Annotated in this window: 19 protein-coding genes; 1 reads left to right on the top strand and 18 read right to left on the bottom strand. The window is 30.0% G+C overall.

Going from position 1 to position 19,216, the window contains the following annotated elements:
* The 7 genes from E6771_RS05780 to E6771_RS05810 all read right to left on the bottom strand — a co-directional run.
* Positions 1 to 183 (bottom strand): hypothetical protein (locus tag E6771_RS05780; RefSeq protein WP_316090231.1); only part of this gene is annotated, 183 nt, incomplete at its 3' end.
* 422 nt (positions 184 to 605) lie between these two features.
* Positions 606 to 950 (bottom strand): DUF1667 domain-containing protein, encoded by a 345-nt coding sequence (locus tag E6771_RS05785; RefSeq protein WP_316090233.1) that lies wholly within the window; start codon positions 948 to 950, stop codon positions 606 to 608.
* A complete protein-coding gene (locus E6771_RS05790; RefSeq protein WP_316090235.1) occupies positions 950 to 2,209 on the bottom strand; it encodes an NAD(P)/FAD-dependent oxidoreductase in 1,260 nt (419 codons plus the stop codon). The genes E6771_RS05785 and E6771_RS05790 overlap by 1 nt, the downstream gene beginning before the upstream one ends.
* A 15-nt stretch (positions 2,210 to 2,224) precedes the next feature.
* Positions 2,225 to 3,652 (bottom strand): NAD(P)/FAD-dependent oxidoreductase, encoded by a 1,428-nt coding sequence (locus E6771_RS05795; RefSeq protein WP_316090236.1) that lies wholly within the window; start codon positions 3,650 to 3,652, stop codon positions 2,225 to 2,227.
* Positions 3,653 to 3,795: 143 nt separating this feature from the next.
* Positions 3,796 to 5,304, bottom strand: coding sequence for a glycerol kinase GlpK (gene glpK, locus E6771_RS05800; protein WP_316090237.1), 1,509 nt, complete (start codon positions 5,302 to 5,304; stop codon positions 3,796 to 3,798).
* 51 nt (positions 5,305 to 5,355) lie between these two features.
* On the bottom strand, positions 5,356 to 6,099 hold the full coding sequence (locus tag E6771_RS05805) for an MIP/aquaporin family protein (protein ID WP_316090239.1): 744 nt from the start codon (positions 6,097 to 6,099) through the stop codon (positions 5,356 to 5,358).
* 194 nt (positions 6,100 to 6,293) lie between these two features.
* On the bottom strand, positions 6,294 to 6,854 hold the full coding sequence (locus E6771_RS05810; protein ID WP_316090240.1) for a glycerol-3-phosphate responsive antiterminator: 561 nt from the start codon (positions 6,852 to 6,854) through the stop codon (positions 6,294 to 6,296).
* A gap of 246 nt (positions 6,855 to 7,100) precedes the next feature.
* On the opposite strand from E6771_RS05810, the gene E6771_RS05815 reads away from it, so the two are divergent.
* Positions 7,101 to 7,295, top strand: a complete 195-nt coding sequence (locus tag E6771_RS05815; protein ID WP_316090243.1) for a hypothetical protein — start codon at positions 7,101 to 7,103, stop codon at positions 7,293 to 7,295.
* Positions 7,296 to 7,341: 46 nt separating this feature from the next.
* On the opposite strand, the gene E6771_RS05820 is transcribed toward E6771_RS05815, so the two are convergent.
* The 11 genes from E6771_RS05820 to E6771_RS05870 form a co-directional block, all read right to left on the bottom strand.
* Positions 7,342 to 7,899, bottom strand: a complete 558-nt coding sequence (locus E6771_RS05820; RefSeq protein ID WP_316090244.1) for a Fe-S-containing hydro-lyase — start codon at positions 7,897 to 7,899, stop codon at positions 7,342 to 7,344.
* A gap of 52 nt (positions 7,900 to 7,951) precedes the next feature.
* A complete protein-coding gene (locus tag E6771_RS05825) occupies positions 7,952 to 8,794 on the bottom strand; it encodes a fumarate hydratase (protein ID WP_316090336.1) in 843 nt (280 codons plus the stop codon).
* 168 nt (positions 8,795 to 8,962) lie between these two features.
* On the bottom strand, positions 8,963 to 10,213 hold the full coding sequence (locus E6771_RS05830) for an aminotransferase class I/II-fold pyridoxal phosphate-dependent enzyme (RefSeq protein ID WP_316090245.1): 1,251 nt from the start codon (positions 10,211 to 10,213) through the stop codon (positions 8,963 to 8,965).
* A 32-nt stretch (positions 10,214 to 10,245) separates the two neighbouring features.
* Complete coding sequence (locus E6771_RS05835; RefSeq protein WP_316090246.1) at positions 10,246 to 11,418, bottom strand: hypothetical protein; 1,173 nt, start codon at positions 11,416 to 11,418, stop codon at positions 10,246 to 10,248.
* 53 nt (positions 11,419 to 11,471) lie between these two features.
* The gene (locus tag E6771_RS05840; protein ID WP_316090248.1) at positions 11,472 to 12,212 is read right to left on the bottom strand and encodes an SDR family NAD(P)-dependent oxidoreductase; all 741 of its coding nucleotides are present in this window, start codon (positions 12,210 to 12,212) and stop codon (positions 11,472 to 11,474) included.
* A gap of 278 nt (positions 12,213 to 12,490) precedes the next feature.
* Entirely contained in the window at positions 12,491 to 13,051 is a 561-nt protein-coding gene (locus E6771_RS05845; protein WP_316090249.1) for an OmpA family protein, read from the bottom strand.
* Between the two features lie 20 nt (positions 13,052 to 13,071).
* Positions 13,072 to 14,235: an SH3 domain-containing protein gene (locus E6771_RS05850; protein ID WP_316090251.1), complete on the bottom strand. Its 1,164-nt coding sequence runs from the start codon at positions 14,233 to 14,235 to the stop codon at positions 13,072 to 13,074.
* A gap of 130 nt (positions 14,236 to 14,365) precedes the next feature.
* Entirely contained in the window at positions 14,366 to 15,160 is a 795-nt protein-coding gene (kamE, locus tag E6771_RS05855; RefSeq protein WP_316090252.1) for a lysine 5,6-aminomutase subunit beta, read from the bottom strand.
* Positions 15,160 to 16,716 carry a lysine 5,6-aminomutase subunit alpha gene (kamD, locus tag E6771_RS05860; RefSeq protein ID WP_316090253.1) on the bottom strand — a complete coding sequence of 519 codons (1,557 nt, stop codon included), beginning with the start codon at positions 16,714 to 16,716 and terminating at the stop codon, positions 15,160 to 15,162. Before kamD ends, kamE begins: the two co-directional genes overlap by 1 nt.
* A 5-nt stretch (positions 16,717 to 16,721) precedes the next feature.
* Positions 16,722 to 18,185 (bottom strand): MutS-related protein, encoded by a 1,464-nt coding sequence (locus E6771_RS05865; protein WP_316090254.1) that lies wholly within the window; start codon positions 18,183 to 18,185, stop codon positions 16,722 to 16,724.
* Positions 18,169 to 19,209 carry a hypothetical protein gene (locus tag E6771_RS05870; RefSeq protein WP_316090255.1) on the bottom strand — a complete coding sequence of 347 codons (1,041 nt, stop codon included), beginning with the start codon at positions 19,207 to 19,209 and terminating at the stop codon, positions 18,169 to 18,171. The genes E6771_RS05865 and E6771_RS05870 overlap by 17 nt, the downstream gene beginning before the upstream one ends.
* Positions 19,210 to 19,216 lie beyond the last annotated feature (7 nt).

Genomic DNA, 19,216 nt, shown 5'->3' on the forward strand with positions numbered 1-19,216 from the left:
TTCTCTTTCCAGCTGTATTCTAGTTAAAAGATCACTTTTTGTTTCCTGAATATCTTCTGCTGTTATTCCTGCACTTAAAGATATTCCTCCAGTTATCATAAAAGTTATTAATAACGAAAATGAATAACTGACTTTTCTTTTTAAAAATTTTTTCAAAGATTTTTCAATTTTTTCTTTTCTCATAGGTATCCCCCCAAAATTTAAATGTTAGTAATTTTTTCTAGTATTATTAAGTATATATTTATACTTTGGTCCCTAGATACTATTTTTATAAATATTTTTATTTTAATCCACTCTTTTGTTGATTAGAAAATCTATTTTTGGCAATTTTCCTCCTTTTTTTAGCATACAAAAAAATCGTTTTTATTCTATATTTCAAAATTATAACAGCTTTAACGTACAATAAAATTCGTTTTATAAAAGAACAAAAAAGACCATTTCGAGGAAATTATACCATAAATTTGTTTTATAATAAATATATAATTTAAATCCAGTATTAATTTAATACATTTGAAGATATTAAAGTGATATTAATTTTTTATAAATTTAAAAAGACCAGTTTATTATTTCATAAACTGATCTTTAACTATTCAATCTTATTATTTTTACATATCTCTTGTTACAACTACATCTACACCTGTATTAAATATATTTTTTATAACTATATCTCCTTTTTTTACTGGCGATTTTAATTCAATATCTTTCAAGAGTTCCATACATTTAAAATTTAATCCTTTTGGAATAGAATCATTTGTTTTTACAGGAACTCTATTGTGTATTCCTCCAGTTATTTTTACTGTAGAAGTTATTACTCTTTTAGGAGCTGTAAGTTCTTCTTTTCCATACTTTTCTCCCCTTGGACAACTATTTCCAGACACTTCTAGAGTTTCTGTATCCACTGTAAGATGACATCCCAAAGGACAAACTATACATATCATATTTTTTTCCATTATTGCTCACCACCTGTTATTTCCACAGTCAATGTCTTCCCTTCTGTATTATCAAGTATTTTTTTAGGTATCATTATTTTTTCCATTTCTCCTGGAGCCATATGTTGCTTCTTTAGACTAACAAGGACTTTATTTTCATCTTTTATTTCAAGTTTTACATTTTTATATATGTTATTTACTCTCATAAATAATTCAAGAGCTTTATCAATATTTTCAGCTCTAAATTTTTGCGGAACAGTGTATACTATTCCCTTTCCATTTTTTATTTCTCTGTAGTCTCCATTTTTTGTTTCATTTTTTATATATTTTGCTGCCGCTTTTCCAGCTCTTCTGGCTTCTGCACTTACAAAATCTACTAAGTCATGTACATGAACAACATTTCCACAAGCAAATATTCCTTCTGCACTAGTTTCCATCATTTCATTTACTATAAGCCCATTTGTTCTTCTATCTATTTCTAGTCCAGTTTTTCTTGAAATATCATTTTCTGGAATAAGCCCTACTGAAAGAAGAAGTGTATCACATTCATATGTCATTTCAGTTCCAGGTATTGGTCTTCTATTCTCATCAACTTTTGCTATTATTACTTTTTCTAATCTTTTCTTTCCTATAATATCTACAACTGTATGGCTTAGATATAATGGAATATTATAATCATCTAAACATTGAACTATATTTCTAGTTAATCCTCCAGAAAAGGGCATAAGTTCAACTACTGCCTTAACTTCTGCTCCTTCTAATGTAAGCCTTCTAGCCATAATGAGCCCAATATCTCCAGAACCTAAAATAAGCACTTTCTTTCCTACCATATATCCTTCCATATTAATAAATCTTTGAGCTGCTCCTGCTGTAAATATTCCTGATGGTCTATCCCCTGGTATAGAAATAGCTCCTCTTGTTCTTTCTCTGCACCCCATTGCCAAAATAACAGCTTTAGCTTCTATTATCATATAACCATCTTTAGTATTAACTGCATGAATTTTTTTATCTTTTGTAAGATCTAATACCATTGTATCTAATTTATATTCAACATTCATTTCATAAAGTTTTTCTATAAATCTTTGGGCATATTCAGGACCTGTAAGCTCTTCTTTAAATTCATGCAATCCAAATCCATTATGAATACATTGCTGAAGTATTCCCCCAAGCTCTTTGTCTCTTTCTATAACTAATATGCTTTCTATTCCACTTTTTCTAGCTTCTACTGCCGCTGCAAGTCCTCCTGGACCTCCACCTATAATAACCAAATCATATTTCATATCTGCATTTCCTCCCTATTTTGTCTTTCCTGTCAGAATATATGCACCTTTTTTATCTAATACTATTTTATCAAGCTCTGTTTTAAGTTCTCTAGCTAGTATTTCCTGTACCCTTGGACCACAGAATCCTCCTTGACATCTTCCTGAACCAGGTCTGCATCTTTTTTTAATACCATCTACAGTTTTGGCTCCTACCATTCTATGAATTACATCTACTATTTCTCCTTCAGTAATGTTTTCACATCTACATATTATTCTTCCATATCTAGGGTCTTTAGCAATAACTATAGCTTTTTCTTCTGGAGACAATTCCATAAAATGTATTTGAGGTCTATTTTGCTTAAACACTTCTTTTTTTGTTACATTTTCTAATCTATTTAATACCTGTGAGGCTATATCCAATGCTATCGCTGGTGCTGATGACAATCCTGGAGATTTTGTTCCTGCTATATTGAAAAATCCTTCTGAATCTGAGGCCTCTCCGATTATGAAATCCCCTCTATCACTTTCTGCTCTAAGTCCTGCAAAATTTCTTATATTATCTCTAAAATTTATTTCAGGTATACTTTTTATAGATTGCTTTTTTATGTTATCCATTTCTACTATAGTGTTTGATACATCTTCCTTATCATCTATATCTAAAGCTGTAGGTCCAGTTATAAGATTTCCATGAATAGTTTGAGCTACCAGCACTCCTTTTCCTAAAGCTGTAGGGCATTGAAATATTACACTATTTATTAGAGTTCCTTGAACTTTATCTAAAAGAAAATATTCTCCTTTTCTTGGTATTATTTTAAATTTATCATTGCTTACCATTGCATTTAATTCATCAGCAAATACCCCTGAAGCATTAATAACAGTTCTTGTAAGTATTTCTCTATCCTCAAGTTTTACAAGATAACCATTTTTTAGTTTTTTGATATCCAAAACTTTACTGTCTGTCTGTATGTCAACACCATTTTCAGCAGCATTTTCCAGCAGTTTTATAGTAAATTCCCAAGGTCCTATTACACCTGCTGTTGGAGCATAAAGAGCTGCAACTACTTCTCTATTTATATTAGGTTCTCTTTTTAATATCTCTTCTTTCTCCAATATTTCGATTCCTGGAATCCCATTTTTGCTCCCTCTATCATATAAAACTTTTAAATGCTCTCTTTGTTCTTCTGAAAAAGCAAGAACAAAAGATCCACATCTTTTAAAAGGTGCATCGATTTCTTTACAAAGGTCATCAAACATAGCATTCCCTAATGCATTATACTTTGCCATAAGTGTGCCATTTTGTGCATCATATCCAGCATGAATGATAGCTGAATTCGCTTTAGTTGTTCCATTAGATACATCATGCTCTTTTTCTAAAACTATTACATCTAAGTTATATTTAGATAATTCACGAGCCACTGCTGCTCCCATTATTCCACTTCCTATTACAACAACATCTACCATTGTACCCTCCCATTTTTTAAGAAAAAAGGGGTCAAGCAAATAAGTAGGATTATTTCCCACTATATGCTTGACCCACTATCATCTCTAGTCAATATTTTCTTTTTTCTTAATTATCTCTCATTTTTAGAATTTTGTCAAGCTTTTTACTGTTCTTCTTCTTCCCATTTCATAGCTCTGCCTACAGCTTTCTTCCATCCCTTATATTTATTTTCTCTCTCATCATCTGGCATTTTACAAGTAAATTCCTCATCTAATATCCATTGTTTTTTAATTTCTTCTTTAGATTCCCATATACCTACTGCAAGCCCTGCAAGATAAGCAGCTCCTAATGCTGTTGTTTCAAGTATTACTGGCCTTCTCACAGATGTTCCTAATATTTCAGCTTGGAATTCCATCAAGAAATTATTAGCTGCAGCACCTCCATCTACTTTCAAATGATTCAATTTGATTCCTGAATCTTCCTGCATAGCTTCTATTACATCTCTTGTTTGATATGCTATTGATTCAAGTGTTGCTCTGATTATATGATTTTTATTTGCTCCACGAGTAAGGCCTAATATAGCTCCCCTTGCATACATATCCCAATATGGTGCTCCTAATCCAACGAATGCTGGAACTACATATACTCCACCATTATCTTTTACTTTTCTTGCAAAGTATTCTGTATCCTTTGACTCTCCTACAAGTTTCAATTCATCTCTTAACCATTGAACACTTGCTCCACCCATAAATATACTTCCTTCAAGAGCATATTCAACTTTTCCTCCAAATCCGATAGCAATAGTAGTTATAAGTCCATTATGACTTTTTACCATTTCTTCTCCTGTATTCATAAGAAGAAAACATCCTGTTCCGTATGTATTTTTTGAATCTCCCTTTTCAAAACAAGCTTGTCCAAACAGAGCTGACTGCTGATCTCCTGCTACCCCTGCAATTGGTATTCTGTGTCCTCCTGCTCCTCCAAGATTTGCATATCCAAATGTTCCACTGCTATCTTTTACTATTGGCAGCATTGATTCAGGAATTCCTAAAATATCAAGAAGTTTTTTATCCCATTTCAATTCTTTTATATTGTATATCATAGTTCTAGATGCATTTGTATAATCAGTAGCATGTACTTTTCCATTAGTAAGTTTCCATATAAGCCATGTATCTACTGTTCCGAATAAAAGATCTCCTTTTTCAGCCTTTTCTCTCGTACCCTCTACATTGTCAAGAATCCATTTAATTTTAGTACCAGAAAAATAAGCATCAAGTACAAGTCCAGTATTTTCCTTAATATACTCTTCCAGTCCTTCAATTTTTCTAAGATCATCACATATTTTAGCTGTTCTTCTGCATTGCCACACTATTGCATTATATACAGGTTTTCCAGTATTTTTATCCCAAACTATTGTAGTTTCTCTTTGATTCGTTATTCCAATACCAATTATGTCATGCTGTGATATTCCTTCTTTAGCTATTACTTCTGCAAGAGTTCCACTTTGGCTTGACCATATCTCCATTGGATCATGTTCTACCCATCCTTCTTTTGGATATATCTGAGTAAATTCTTTTTGTGCTACACCTACTATTTTTTGATCACTGTCAAATACAACTGCTCTTGAACTTGTTGTTCCTTGATCTAAAGCTACAATATATTTTTTTCCCATGAAATAACCTCCTATAAACTATATACCTAAACCAAATTACTTACATCTCAATTATATTATACAAGCTATGCATTTACCAACAAAAGCATCAAAAAATAATACTCCTATAACTGCACCAATTATTGGCCCTACAATTGGAACCCAAGCATATTGCCAATTTGAACCACCTTTACCTTTAATAGGTAGAAACGCATGAGCTACTCTAGGTCCAAAATCTCTTGCTGGATTAATAGCAAATCCTGTTGCTCCACCAGTTGCCATACCAATTACACAAATTAGCATTCCTACTAAAAAAGGTCCCATTCCTGACCCAACTTCATTGCTTCCATATCCTATTGCAAGAATTCCCACTACCAAAATAGTTGTTCCAACTATTTCTGTTACTAAATTCCAAGGTTTATTCTCAATGGCTGGTCCAGTTGCAAATACTCCTAATTTAGTTCCAGCATCTGGTTCATCATCCATAAGATCTTTATTAGTAAGATATGCCAGAGTAGCTCCTGCCATTGCTCCTAATAATTGAGCAATTATATATCCTGGTAAAAGATTAAAAGGTAATCTTCCACTAAGTGCAAGAGATATAGATAATGCTGGATTAAGATGGGCTCCACTTACCCAACCTGTAAGATATGCTGACATAGTTACAGCAAGTCCCCATCCAAAACAAGTTACCATCCATCCGCCACCTTTTCCAAAACTTTTTCTTAAACTAAGAGTCATATTGATTCCATTCCCTAAAAGCAGTAACGAAGCTGTTCCAATAAATTCTGCTAGATACATTGAACTTGGTGTCATAAAATCCTCCTTGTTGTTAACTTTATTTTTAAATAGAACTTGTAATAAAAAAAGCTTAAAATACTTACCCTTCTTTTTTAGAAAGATAATTATTTTAAGCTTCTCATTTCTCCAAGCTTTATTAACTTAATATAATGTTACTTCACTTTTAATACTTTGTCAACTACTTTTTTTCATTAAGTGCTATTTCAGTACTAACTTTCCCATAAATTCTTGTCTGTAGTAGATATTCCTTCTGCTCCTGCTTTTAAGGCATTAATTACATCTTCCTTTTCATCTATAAGCCCTCCTGCTATTATTGGAACATTCAAAATATTTTTTATTTTTTTTATTATTTTAGGCATTATCCCAGGTAAAATTTCTACAGCACTAGGTTTATTTTCACGAATATGGGCTATTGTATTTTTAAAAGAAAAAGAATCAAGTACAAAAAATCTCTGTATAACAGGAATTTCATTTTTATTTGCAAGACTCACAACATTATGTTTAGTAGTTATTATCCCATCCAACCCTGTATTCTTTATTATATATTCCACTCCATATGCTGAACTTGACAGACCTTCAATCATATCTACATGAACAAAAACTATTTTGCCTACTTTTTTTAATTCTGCAACTATATCTGCTACATTAAGAAGGTTTGATATTATAACAAAAACTATTTCACTACTGCTATTTTTAGCTTCTTCTAAATATATATCATTTTTAACTGCTGGAATAACAGGATTCCTCTCTAAAACTTCTCTGATTTTCATCTCAATCACCTAATTTCTCTTTTATTTAAAATAATACTATATTAATAAGAATTTGACAATAAAAAATATTATATTTTAATATTTAAAATAAAAAATATTATTTTAATACATATTTTTACTAGAAATTATTATATTCACATACAAGTAAAAAATTTTTTTTCTTTTCTGAACTTATAAAATATTATTTATTCAAACATAATGTAATACCTATGGTATAATAAATAATGATATTTAAAGGAGTAGAAAATGGAAAAATTAGAACTCTATATAAAAAAGCTTGAAAAAATAGAAAAAAATTGCTACTTATGCAGAAGTAAAATATGTGGTGTCTGCCCTAATAATAAAAATAAAAAATATTTTAAAAAAGAAATAGAAAAAATAACTGGAACTGAGAAAAAAGAAAATTTTATAAAAAAAATTTATAAATATATAAAGAATTAAAAAAAGACTCTCCATAGTCAGAGAGTCTTAAATTTTTCAATCAGAATTATTTGTCTAATTCATTCCATTGTTCTTGTCCTTCTTTATATAAATCTCCTCCATAGATATCGTTAATAACTATAGCTGGAAAATCCACAACTTCTAATCTTCTTAATGCTTCTGCTCCTAAGTCTTCATAAGTAACAATTTCAGCTTTTTTAATAGATTTTGCTATGAGAGCTGCTGCTCCTCCCACTGCTGCAAAATATACAGCTTTTTCAGAAACAATAGCTTTTTTAACTTCTTCAGATCTAGCTCCTTTTCCTATCATTCCTTTTAATCCTTCTTTTATAAGTCTAGGTGCATAAGCATCCATTCTGTAACTTGTAGTTGGTCCTGCACTCCCAATTGGTTTTCCTGGTTTGGCAGGTGTAGGTCCTACATAATATATTATTTGTCCCTTTACATCTATTGGAAGTTCTTTTCCTTCTTCAAGTAATTTTACAAGTCTAGCATGAGCTGCATCTCTTGCTGTATATATAACTCCAGTAATTTTTACTGTATCTCCAGCATTTAATTTTACTATATCCTCTTCTTTTAATGGTGTAGTGATTTTATATTCCATTATCAATCCCTCCTAAAACTTATATTTATTGTTATTCAGCTTAAACTTAAAATTATAGCTCTACTTCCTTATGTCTAGCTGCGTGGCAGTTAAGATTAATAGCAACTGGAAGAGCTGCTATATGACATGGATAAGTTTCAACTTTAACTGCTAAAGCTGTAGTTCTTCCTCCTAATCCTAGTGGTCCAACTCCAGTTTTATTTATAAGTTCTAGTAATTCTTCTTCTAATTTAGCATTGATAGGACTGCTGCTCTTATCATTAATATCTCTCAATACAGCTTTTTTAGCAAGAATTGCTGATTTTTCGAAATTTCCTCCTATTCCTACTCCCACTATTATAGGTGGACATGGATTTCCACCAGCATTTTTAATAGTTTCAATAACTAATTTTTTGATTCCTTCTATTCCATCAGATGGTTTAAGCATTTTTAAAACACTCATATTTTCAGAGCCTCCACCTTTAGGAGCTACAATTATTTTAACTTTATCAGATCCAGGGATAAGAGTAGTATGAATAATAGCAGGTGTATTATCTTTAGTATTTACTCTGTCTAAAGGATCTTTTACAACTGATTTTCTTAAATATCCTTTTTCATATCCTCTTCTTATTCCCTCATTAATAGCTTCATAGATGTCTCCAGAAATCTTTACTTCAGTTCCTATTTCTAAGAATACTACTACAATTCCTGTATCTTGACACATAGGAACTTGTTCATTTGCTGCTATTTCATCATTTTCAATAATTTGACCAAGAATATTTTTTCCAACCTCTGATTCTTCTTTAGCATAAGCTTCTTTAATTTTGTCTAAAACTTCTTTCCCAATAAAGTAGTTTCCTTCTATACACATTCTTTCTACTTCATCAGTTACTTTTCTTAAATCTAGTTCTTTCATCATCTATCACCCTTCCTTGAGTATTTTAAAAGGTACAACTTTATGTTTCTATAATAAGATAATACCACATATTATCCAATTATTGAATAGTCTTTGTGATAGAAATTTAAAATGTTAACTTCTCTTTAAATATATTTTATAAATATTAAATATAACTTTTATTTAAGTTTATTTAGAAGCTTCTCCTACAGCTTTTTTTATTCTTTCAGCCAATCCTGTTATTTTTTTCTTTGGTACACTGCATACTGCAATCCTTATCCCTTCATCTAGTACAACTGTATATATATTCTCTCTCTCTAGTATCTCAGCAACTTTATCTGTCAAATTTCCTGTAGGTATTGTCAGAAAAAATCCAGTTTTATAAGGCAAAAGTTTTAAATTACACTCTTCTGCTTCTTTTAAAAAAATATCTGCTCTTTCCTTTATAAGTAATCTATATGTTTCTCTTTCTTTTTTTAGAAGCTTATATTTTTCTTTATTGAGTATAATGTCACTAAACATTTTCATACCTCCTCTAGAGATATTTGACCATGTTGAACGACAAGAATATGAATTAGCTTTTTCAAATTCATCTATAACCTTCTTATCCACTGAAAGAGCTAACTGAGCTCCTACTCTTAATCCATAACTAGTTAATGATTTAGAAATACTGAAAGCAAATATAACAAGAATTTTTGATGGAAGATTTTTAAAAAGTTCTCTATATTCTTTTTTTTCTTCTTCATTTCTATCATCAAAATCTATATATGCTATATCATTTATTAAAATTATATTGGCTTTTTCTGTGGCTTTTTTAAATATCTCCAGAACTTTTTTCCATTCATCAATAGTTAGTTTATATCCAGTTGGATTTTGGCATGGATCATTTATGATAACTACTACATTATCTTGCTTTTCTGCAAGCTGAAATACTTTTTCAGAAAAATTATTGAGATCAAATTCACCATTTTCGTCAAAAATTGTATAATATTCACAATTTCCTTTTCTTTCAGAAGCCATAAGGATATATGGGCTCCATAACCATTTTGGAATAAGAAGTGTATCTCCTTCATTAAGATAATTTTTTACACTATTACTCACTGCTCCAGTTCCACCAGGAGTTCCTATTACTTCCATATAATGATTTTTAAACTCTTCAGCATAATTATCACCAAGAATAGCTTTTTTCACACTTTCTTTATACTCAGGGCTTCCTGTAAACGCTGAAGCATAACCTGCTATTTCTTCAGGTGGCAGCTCTTTATATGTTTCTGTCACTGATTTTAATACAACTAATTTCCCATTTTCATCATAAAGTGATCCTATTGTTGCATTTACTACTTTTTCATCTCCATACTTTTCAGCTGCTTCTTTAGCTTTTTTAGCTACACTAAATACCTTATCTACTAAGTTTCTCTTCTCCATTCCTTTTGCTAACATAAATTTTCCTCCTATACTGCTTATTTAAAATATTACCACCCAATTATTCTATTAGAATCCAGTGATTTTAATTCCAAGTTTATCATTTCTGTTCCTTTTAACATTGCTCTTCTCACAATAGTTGCCTCATCTAACACATATTTTTCATTTTCACTTATAGGGAATCTATGATATCCTCCTCTTACATGTGTTATTGGATAGAATCTCATCCATACTGCCTCATCAGTATACCTTATTCTTTCACTATTTCTAGCCATTATTCTGCCATCTTTTTTATCTTTTAAAACATATGACAAATCATATTCTGCATATGTCGTTTTTATATATTTTTCATATTTATAGAATATTTCAACTTCATATTCTTCATCTACTGGCACATATTTTACTCTTTCCACAGCTTTTTCATTTACCATTTCAGTAGTAACCACTTTTTTCATTACTCTTCTTATTCTAGTTTCGAAATAACTGTCTATTCCACTTATTACATTTACTGAAGGGGGCAAATAATAAAAATTATTTAATGATATATCTAAATCTACATTGGCTTTACTTTTATCATTTACTGTAAAAAGAGGGTAAATTCCTATATTGCTGATTGTATACTTTTTAAAATCATCACTAAAATTTTTTCTTCCAGTTAATGTATTTACTGTTAAATTAAATCTTACTCTTGCATTTTCCATGCTTTCTGAATACTTTTTAGCTATATCTTTTCTATTGTCTATATCATATTTCTGGGCTTCTGAATAAAATCCAAATTTTCTAAGTTTATCTTCTATAGTTTCAGCTTTAAATTCATTTCCCAGTTTAAAAAAACTTTCTGCACTTTCTTGTTTTACTTTATTCCTTTCTGCTGGTGGTGGAGTTATAACAGCTATTGAATTTCGACTTTCTTCTGGTAAAGAATAATATATTTCCTGTACTCTTAAAAGATTTAAAAGGGCTTTTGTATATCCTACAAGATCTCTGTTTCTCGTCATGTCAAGTTTATCATAATATTCTTTTTCTCCCATTGGATATATTAGCTCAAAAGCATCAAGAGTTCTTCTATCTCCAGTATTAGTTTTTAATATATCTGCTAAATTATATAAGGATTTTGTATATTCACCTTTATCTGCTTCTTTAAATGCTTCTCTTACTTTAAAATATGTACATCCTGTAAAAAGAATTGTGATTATAACCAGATGTATAAGTTTTTTCTTCATTTGTATCCCCCTCACATTAGAAATTATTATACCATTTTTCCCATAAAATAAAACTATTTTTTTATTTTTTTCTCTTGTATTTTTTTTATCATCTTTAATTGGCATATAGTAGGCATTATTTTATTAAAAAAATATAATATTTTATTTATTTTTCCTGGTATAGAAACCCTTTTTTTCCTTAAATAATCAGAATAACACTTTTCTGCTACCTCTTCTGGAGTTGTAACATAAAATTTTGCCATTCCCTTAAGATCTTTATTTACTCCTTTAAAATTTGTAAGGGTAGGACCTGGACACAATAACATCATCTTTGTTTTGCCATCTTCTCCCATTAGTCCAAAGGTAAAACTATTTACAAAAGATTTTGTAGCATAATATCCAGTCATTAATGGTCCACCATATTGAAATCCAGCAGTTGAAGATATATTTATTATGCCATCTGCTTTATTATAAAAATATTTTGTAAATTTAATAAGTGAAATAATATTTATATCTACCATCTTTTTTTCATCTTCATAAGTTATATCTTCAAAATAACCTATTTCTCCAATACCTGCTCCATTTATTAAAAGATTTATACCTTGTTCTTCTATTTCTTTAAAAAATTTATCTATATTTTTTTCATTTTCTAAATCCACAGAATATATATTTAGTTTTTCTTTATATTTTTTCTTTAATTCTCTAAGAATATCTTGGTTTCTCCCTACAGCTAGTATTTCCCACCCATTTATATAAAATATATCAATTAAGGCTTTTCCTATTCCTCCTGTTGCACCAGTTATTAATACTCTCATAATTTTTCCCCTTCTTGTAATAATTGTATATAATAATTATACCTTAATTTTTCTCTGATTTATATATCTAAAATTACATATTTAATATATTGAAATAATTACAGTATCTCTCCAAGTAATAAAAAAAGAGAAGACAACAAAATAAAGTTTCTTAAAAACCTTACTTTTATTATCTTTCTCTCATGGATTTTTATGTTGTTTATATATTAATTTTCAATGTTTTATATTCTTCTAAAATCATTGTAACTGAACTATAAGACATTGTAATTATTTTTTAACTAAAATTTATCTCTTGAAATTATAAATTCAACTCTTCTATTTTTTGCTCTCCCAGTTTCAGTTTGATTAGAAGCAATAGGATTTTGCTTTCCATATCCCTCAATAGAAATATTAGAGAGTTTTACTCCTCTATCAGCAAGATAATCTTTTATAGCATCTGCTCTCTTTACAGAAAGTTCAAGATTATATCCTTCACTTCCTATAAAATCAGTATATCCATCTATTTTAATTCTGATATCTGGATTCTCTTCTAATGCTTTTGCTAATGCGTTTAGACTTCCCTTAACTTTATTTTTTACTTCATATTTATTGAAATCAAAAAGTACAAGTTCAGGCATAGAAAGAACTAAGTTGTTTCCTTCTCTTCTGATTGTAACACCTTTTTCGTTAAATACTATAATTTCTTCAAGAGTTTTTTTAGAAACATCTATATCTTCCATTACAAATTCATTCTCAGTTTCTTCAATAACAAGTTCTTTCAAAGGTTGTTTATCTACAGAAGAACATCCAGTCAGAATAATAATAAATGAAATTGATAATACAAATAATACTTTTTTCATTTTTCCTCCTTAAAATTATTTTAGAAAATAACAAACATCACATTTTCACTAGGAACCTGTTCATTTCTGCTTTTATTTGGACTTTTTACCATCCATTCAAAAAGATATTTTGCATGAGGTTCTGTAGTTCTTACACATTTTCTAGTCCCTGTAAATGTTCCTAAAGTTTTTTCTTTCTGCCTCATAAAAAATTCTCTATTAGCATCTTCCTCATAATTTATAGGTGTTCCATGAAGATATCCTCCACCAGAAAATCTAATAGCATATCTTGCATACCCTTGTTTTTCTCCTACTTCACTATTATATGGCATTATATATTTTGCCATTGGAGCTACAAAAAATCCTTTTGGAGTTTCAAATCCTAATTCACTTTCTATTCCTGTTTTGCTATATACATATGATACTATTTCCCATTTTTCATCTTCATTTTTTTCAAAAATTATAAGATTTTGATTTTCTATATCTATAGCTATAACCTTTCTAAAATCTTTGTCTATTTTAGGATTTCTAGATATTCTTCTATTTTCAACAACTAAAGGTTCCTTTATTGAAGCAACATGTACTTTTGAAGTTTTATCTCCCTGTTCTACAATGGAAAGTATTGATCTATCTGGAACAAATATTCTCTCTTTTCCATGCCAACCAACTATATTTTGGTCAAGAGAAGTTCCATATTTATCTTTTTCTCTTTTGAAGTCTACATTATTAGGATTAGGTACATAAGAATTTGTGCTGACTATTTCTCTTCCCTCTTCCATCTCTTTTGTAATAAAATTCTCAAGCTCATTTATTTTATCTAAAGCTTTTTCAAATCTAAACATTCTTTTTCTTACAACCATAGAAGAAATATATCCTGTTTCTCCATTATTAGTTTCTACTTTATACCAATAATTTCCATAATCATATATTTTTTCTAAAGCTTTCAATTTAGCATCATAATTAAACTTTTTTATAATTTTACCTTTTGTACTTGGCAGATCTCTTAAATTTGCTGTTCTTGTTCTTACAAAAACATAGTCCAAAACTTTTGGATGACCTCCATTATATTTTTCATTTAAAATAATGTTCTCTGGCATCTCATTGTCATATATTGCAACTGTAGTCCAACTGGCATCTCCTTCAAAGGAAAAAGCTGCAGTTCCAATCATAAATAATGAAATCAACGCTGTTTTTAAAAGTCTCATTTTCTCCCTCACTCTTTTCATTATTCTCTCGTAAATTAAAGAGAGCCCTGAATGATATTTTAACATTAAATCACAAGTGATTCAAGCAAATTTTCATTCAGAGCTTCTTAAATCTTAAAACTGTTTTATTTTATTTCTTAACCATCCCTCTTTGAACCATTTCTTTTACTATATAAGTTGCAACATCATCAGCATATTTTCCTGGACCAAATCCAGCATCATATCCTAACTCTTTTGCTAATTCATTAGTAATTCTAGCTCCTCCAGCTATTAAGATAACTTTATCTCTTAGCCCTTCAGCTTCTAGCAGTTCAACCAAGTTAGTTAAGTTATGAATATGAACATCTTTTTGAGTTACAGTTTGTGATACTATCAAAGCATCAGCTTTTAATTCAATAGCTTTTTGTATAAATTCTTCATTTGTAACCTGACTTCCAAGATTGTAAGCTTCTACTCCTTTATATCTTTCAAGTCCATAATGTCCTGCATATCCTTTCATATTCATGATAGCATCAATTCCTACTGTATGAGCATCTGTTCCAGTACTTGCTCCTATCATCACTACATTTCTTCCAATATTCTCAACAATATATTCCTCACATTCATGCATATCCATTGTATCTATTTCTAAAGCTTGTACTTTTATATTAGTATAGTCTACATTATATGATGTAGCTCCATATACTACATAAAATGAAAATTCTTTATCTAATGCTTCTGAAAAAGAAACAGCTGGATCTATGAATCCCATTTTTTTAGCTAATTGTATAGCAGCTTCCACACCTTTTTCATTATTAGGTACTGGAAGAGTAAAGCTCATTTGAACCTTACCATCATTCATTGTATCTCCATATGGTCTTAACTGTGTAAGATCAAGTGTTTTATCAAATTCTTTTTTATCAGTAGAATATAAACCTCCAGACATTATCTATTACCTCCAAGCATTAATTCTATAAATGGATTAAAGTAACTAGAATCTTTTTCAAATACTCCAGCTAGTCCCTTTCCTCCATCTAATGGTCTTTTTATACCAGCAAAAATTCCACCTTCAAGAGTCTTGAATATTCCAATTCCTTCTATAGTTTTTAATAGTTCAGCAGCTTTTTCAAGAACCTCTTTAGCCCTATTTACCATTATACCATCTTTTTTGAATTCAATATCATTACCAAAATCTTCCATGTTATTAAATATATACTTAGCATTTTCTATAGAAAGCGCCCTATCTGACATAAATGGAGTATGAATAGCTTCTGTAAGCATTCCTAATAAATGTACTTTTTGATTAGTCATGATAGTTACCATATTGAATAAAGCATCTTGTACGTGTCCTTTAAAAATATTTCCTGTCATAAATTTTGTAGGTGGCATATATTTCAATGGTGCTTTAGGGAATATTTCTCTAGCCATTTGAGCTTGAGCTAGTTCAAGTAAAAATCCATTTTTAGTATCTGGATGTATTTCAAATGCATGTCCTAATCCCATTTGCTCTTCTGGCAATCCAGCAACTAGTGCAAACTGTTCATTAATAAATTGAGAAGCTAAAACTGTATGAGCTTCTTCAATAGCATCAGCTGTAGTTAAATAGTTATCTTCTCCTGTATTAATTATAACTCCAGCAAATCCATTGATAACTCTTGAGAAGAATTGGTCTACTAGAGTTCTTTTCATATTGATGTCTCTAAATAAAATTCCGTACAATGCATCATTCAGCATCATATCCAATCTTTCAAGTGCTCCCATTGCAGCTATTTCAGGCATACAAAGCCCTGAACAATAGTTACAAAGTCTTATGTATCTTTTTAATTCTACTCCAACTTCATCAAGAGCTTTTCTCATGATTCTAAAGTTTTCTTGAGTAGCCATTGTTCCTCCGAATCCTTCAGTTGTAGCTCCATATGGAACATAATCTAATAGAGATTGTCCAGTAGTTCTGATAACTGCTATAACATCTGCACCTTGTCTAGCAGCAGCTACAGCTTGTGTAACGTCTTCATAGATATTTCCAGTAGCAACTATTACATAAATGTAAGGACCTTTTTTATCTCCATATACATTTAAGTATTCTTCTCTTTTTGCTCTGTTAGATCTTATTCTTTCTACATTAGATTCTGCAATTTCTTTAAGAGCTAATTTAATTTCAAAGTCATCATGCCATTTCATTTTTGTTATATCTAATTCTTTTCTAGCTACTCTTTCAGCTATTTCTTGTGGTTTTAATCCAGTTTCAAGTATTGCATTACCTAAATATTTGGCAACTCCTAAAGAAATGTTCCCATTTTCTTTGACAAAATCTACCACCACATTTGGCAATGGTACTTCAAATTCATCAATACCATCTATTCCTAATAATCTGCATATTGTTCTTTCAACAGTAACAGTACTGTGGGCATCAACAAACATTTGTGCGTCAGCAGCAATTTTTTTAGCTGACTTACGAGCTTCATCTACTAAATTCCAATTAAGATTTAGTTTGCTATTCATCTCTTTTAATCCTCCTTAATATACTCTTCAAGTATTATTTTTGTAAATCTTTTATCTATTCCTATTAATTTTGCTATATTCAAAGCATCTTTAGGTACTTCCGCCTTGTCCGCCTTTTCAAGTCTGAAGTCCATATACTCTTGAATAAGTTCCATAGAATTTTTACTCAATTCTATTTTTCTTCTTAAATTTTCAAAATCTACATTTTTTAACCCTACTACTTGATAGTGATTCATATTATCTCTTACAATTCCATCAAAATGTGTGGTCATAAGTGATATGGTAGGTCTATCATTTAAATATTTAGCCAAAGCTTCTACGAACTTTTGTCCCTCTTTTGGATTAGTTCCTCTAGCAAACTCATCAAAAACTACAAAGCCTGTTCCTAAATCTAAAAATATATTTACTTCTTTAAGCTTCATTATTTCAGCTCCAAAAGTACTTAATCCTTTAGAGATATCTTGCATGTCATCTGATATAAAAAATACGAAATCTACAAGTGGAAATTTTGCTTTCTCAGCAATAACAAAGAACCCCATATGAAAAAGTAAAAGATTTTCTGTTATTGATTTTAATGCGACACTCTTACCTCCCATATTTGCTCCTGTTATTATAGTAACTCCTGACTTTAATTTCACATCAATTGGAGTAAAAGTTTTGCTTTTAGCTTCTAACAATTCTCTTACTTCTATATTTACCAGTCCAGTAACATCTATTTCATTATCCATAGATATTTCAGGCCTGATACCTCCATAAGTTTTTGCAAATCTGACTTTAGCCATTAAAAAATCTAGATTCCCTATTTTATCTATATTTTTTAAAAATCCCTCTGCTTTTTTTAATAAGATAGATGTAAGCTGTCTTCTCACTTCCAGCTCTTCTCTTTCTTCTTCTACAAGTATCTCTAATCTCTCTTCTTTTAGTTGTGATACTTCTTCAAAACTTTTTGCAGCAAATATTTTTTTTTCTACATCTTTTTTCTTATTTCTCACCATTTTAAGTGCAGGTGAATAACTGTCATAAACATAAAAAGTAGGTAATCTATCTTTATCTGGATCTAGAGCGTCAATCATCTCTTTCATGCTTTCCAGATCAAAGTTCTTTAATTCTTCTGGCAATTTTTTTAACAAAAGATTTAATTCTTCCATTAAAAGAGCCTGTACTTTTATTTCAAAAAGATCTATATCATCTAATATATTTTCCTTTAAACAGTTATTTATAACCGCTTTGATATCTTTTAATCTATGTATTATTCCTTCAATATCTCTTATCAGATTTTTATTTTCTTCAGAAAAATTTATAAAAACTTCCATTTTTATAAATTCTTCTTCAAGAAGTTGTTCCTCTCCTTTTAAATAATTTTTAAGTTTTTTCAACTTAGTTTTACCATAAGGAGAAAGAGTTTCAGTTCTTGTTAAAAGTTTTCTAAATCCTAATCTCTCAAGACTTTTGTCATCTATAAATCTCATTACGCTCACCTACTACATCTATGACTTTATATTTTATTTTTTCTTCTAAAAACTTCTTAAATTTGTCCTTTGGAAATTCATATCCAAGAGGAGAACGTGGATTACATGTTACAAAAAGAAGATTTATAGTATTCATGACCTTTAGTTCCACACCACTGGCCTCTAATTTCTTTTGAGTTAGAAAATCTATAAAAATTTTTGTTCCATCTTTTGCTATCAATTTTATATTTTTAAAATTACCTCTATTTTTGATCAGAATCTCAATGAATTTCTTCGTAATAGCTCCCCTAACGGCTATTACCTGTATTCTATCATTAAAGTAATTCTTTATCTCATCATTTGACTCAAGAGGACCCATGCCTTCCAGAGTCTTTACTTCACCATCATTATATATTATTCCAACTCTAGCATTTTGAAAAATTTCATTAATTTTATCCTTTAACTCTTTATCTTCCAAGCTAGGCAAAGTAAGAAGTGACACAGTATTAGCAGTTTCTTCAATAACTTTTCCCATATCGAGAGATAATGCTGCACCAGTTGCTAATATAGTAGCTTCTGTCACATCACCTACCGCACTTCCTTTTCTGCTTAAAGCTCCATCAACCAAAGACAAATCACTTCCAAAGTTTTCCATTATGTCTAAAATTTTTTTAATTTGAGTATTATAAGAAGGACCTGCTATGTCTACATGACCTGCTGAAATTGCTCTCATTATTACAATATTCCCCATAGGGGTTGAGAAATCTGTGGTATATAAGATTTCTCTTGTAATATCACAGTTTCTCAAACAATCTCTTGCAGTAGCTATTAATGTTCCTGGAAAAACATATATTCTGGGTTTATGAGTATTAGTCACAACATCTGTATCTTCTCCATCTCTTCCAATAGAAGTAAGCCCTACTACTTTTTTTGTACCTATATCTTCTATCAATTGATTAAGAACAGTTGTTTTTCCTACATTTTTTTCCATTCCTATTATTGACACCCTTTTATAATCTTTTAGTAGATCATAAGTATCCATCATATCATTA

The organism is Fusobacterium sp. (assembly GCF_032477075.1).
Classification (GTDB): domain Bacteria; phylum Fusobacteriota; class Fusobacteriia; order Fusobacteriales; family Fusobacteriaceae; genus Fusobacterium_A.

What these genes read in the sequence shown, in the direction of transcription:
- E6771_RS05785 (WP_316090233.1), bottom strand. Translation starts at nt 950, where the DNA reads ATGGAAAAAAATATGATATGTATAGTTTGTCCTTTGGGATGTCATCTT.
- E6771_RS05790 (WP_316090235.1), bottom strand. Translation starts at nt 2,209, where the DNA reads ATGAAATATGATTTGGTTATTATAGGTGGAGGTCCAGGAGGACTTGCA.
- E6771_RS05795 (WP_316090236.1), bottom strand. Translation starts at nt 3,652, where the DNA reads ATGGTAGATGTTGTTGTAATAGGAAGTGGAATAATGGGAGCAGCAGTG.
- glpK (WP_316090237.1), bottom strand. Translation starts at nt 5,304, where the DNA reads ATGGGAAAAAAATATATTGTAGCTTTAGATCAAGGAACAACAAGTTCA.
- E6771_RS05805 (WP_316090239.1), bottom strand. Translation starts at nt 6,099, where the DNA reads ATGACACCAAGTTCAATGTATCTAGCAGAATTTATTGGAACAGCTTCG.
- E6771_RS05810 (WP_316090240.1), bottom strand. Translation starts at nt 6,854, where the DNA reads ATGAAAATCAGAGAAGTTTTAGAGAGGAATCCTGTTATTCCAGCAGTT.
- E6771_RS05815 (WP_316090243.1), top strand. Translation starts at nt 7,101, where the DNA reads ATGGAAAAATTAGAACTCTATATAAAAAAGCTTGAAAAAATAGAAAAA.
- E6771_RS05820 (WP_316090244.1), bottom strand. Translation starts at nt 7,899, where the DNA reads ATGGAATATAAAATCACTACACCATTAAAAGAAGAGGATATAGTAAAA.
- E6771_RS05825 (WP_316090336.1), bottom strand. Translation starts at nt 8,794, where the DNA reads ATGAAAGAACTAGATTTAAGAAAAGTAACTGATGAAGTAGAAAGAATG.
- E6771_RS05830 (WP_316090245.1), bottom strand. Translation starts at nt 10,213, where the DNA reads ATGTTAGCAAAAGGAATGGAGAAGAGAAACTTAGTAGATAAGGTATTT.
- E6771_RS05835 (WP_316090246.1), bottom strand. Translation starts at nt 11,418, where the DNA reads ATGAAGAAAAAACTTATACATCTGGTTATAATCACAATTCTTTTTACA.
- E6771_RS05840 (WP_316090248.1), bottom strand. Translation starts at nt 12,212, where the DNA reads ATGAGAGTATTAATAACTGGTGCAACAGGAGGAATAGGAAAAGCCTTA.
- E6771_RS05845 (WP_316090249.1), bottom strand. Translation starts at nt 13,051, where the DNA reads ATGAAAAAAGTATTATTTGTATTATCAATTTCATTTATTATTATTCTG.
- E6771_RS05850 (WP_316090251.1), bottom strand. Translation starts at nt 14,235, where the DNA reads ATGAGACTTTTAAAAACAGCGTTGATTTCATTATTTATGATTGGAACT.
- kamE (WP_316090252.1), bottom strand. Translation starts at nt 15,160, where the DNA reads ATGTCTGGAGGTTTATATTCTACTGATAAAAAAGAATTTGATAAAACA.
- kamD (WP_316090253.1), bottom strand. Translation starts at nt 16,716, where the DNA reads ATGAATAGCAAACTAAATCTTAATTGGAATTTAGTAGATGAAGCTCGT.
- E6771_RS05865 (WP_316090254.1), bottom strand. Translation starts at nt 18,185, where the DNA reads ATGAGATTTATAGATGACAAAAGTCTTGAGAGATTAGGATTTAGAAAA.
- E6771_RS05870 (WP_316090255.1), bottom strand. Translation starts at nt 19,209, where the DNA reads ATGATGGATACTTATGATCTACTAAAAGATTATAAAAGGGTGTCAATA.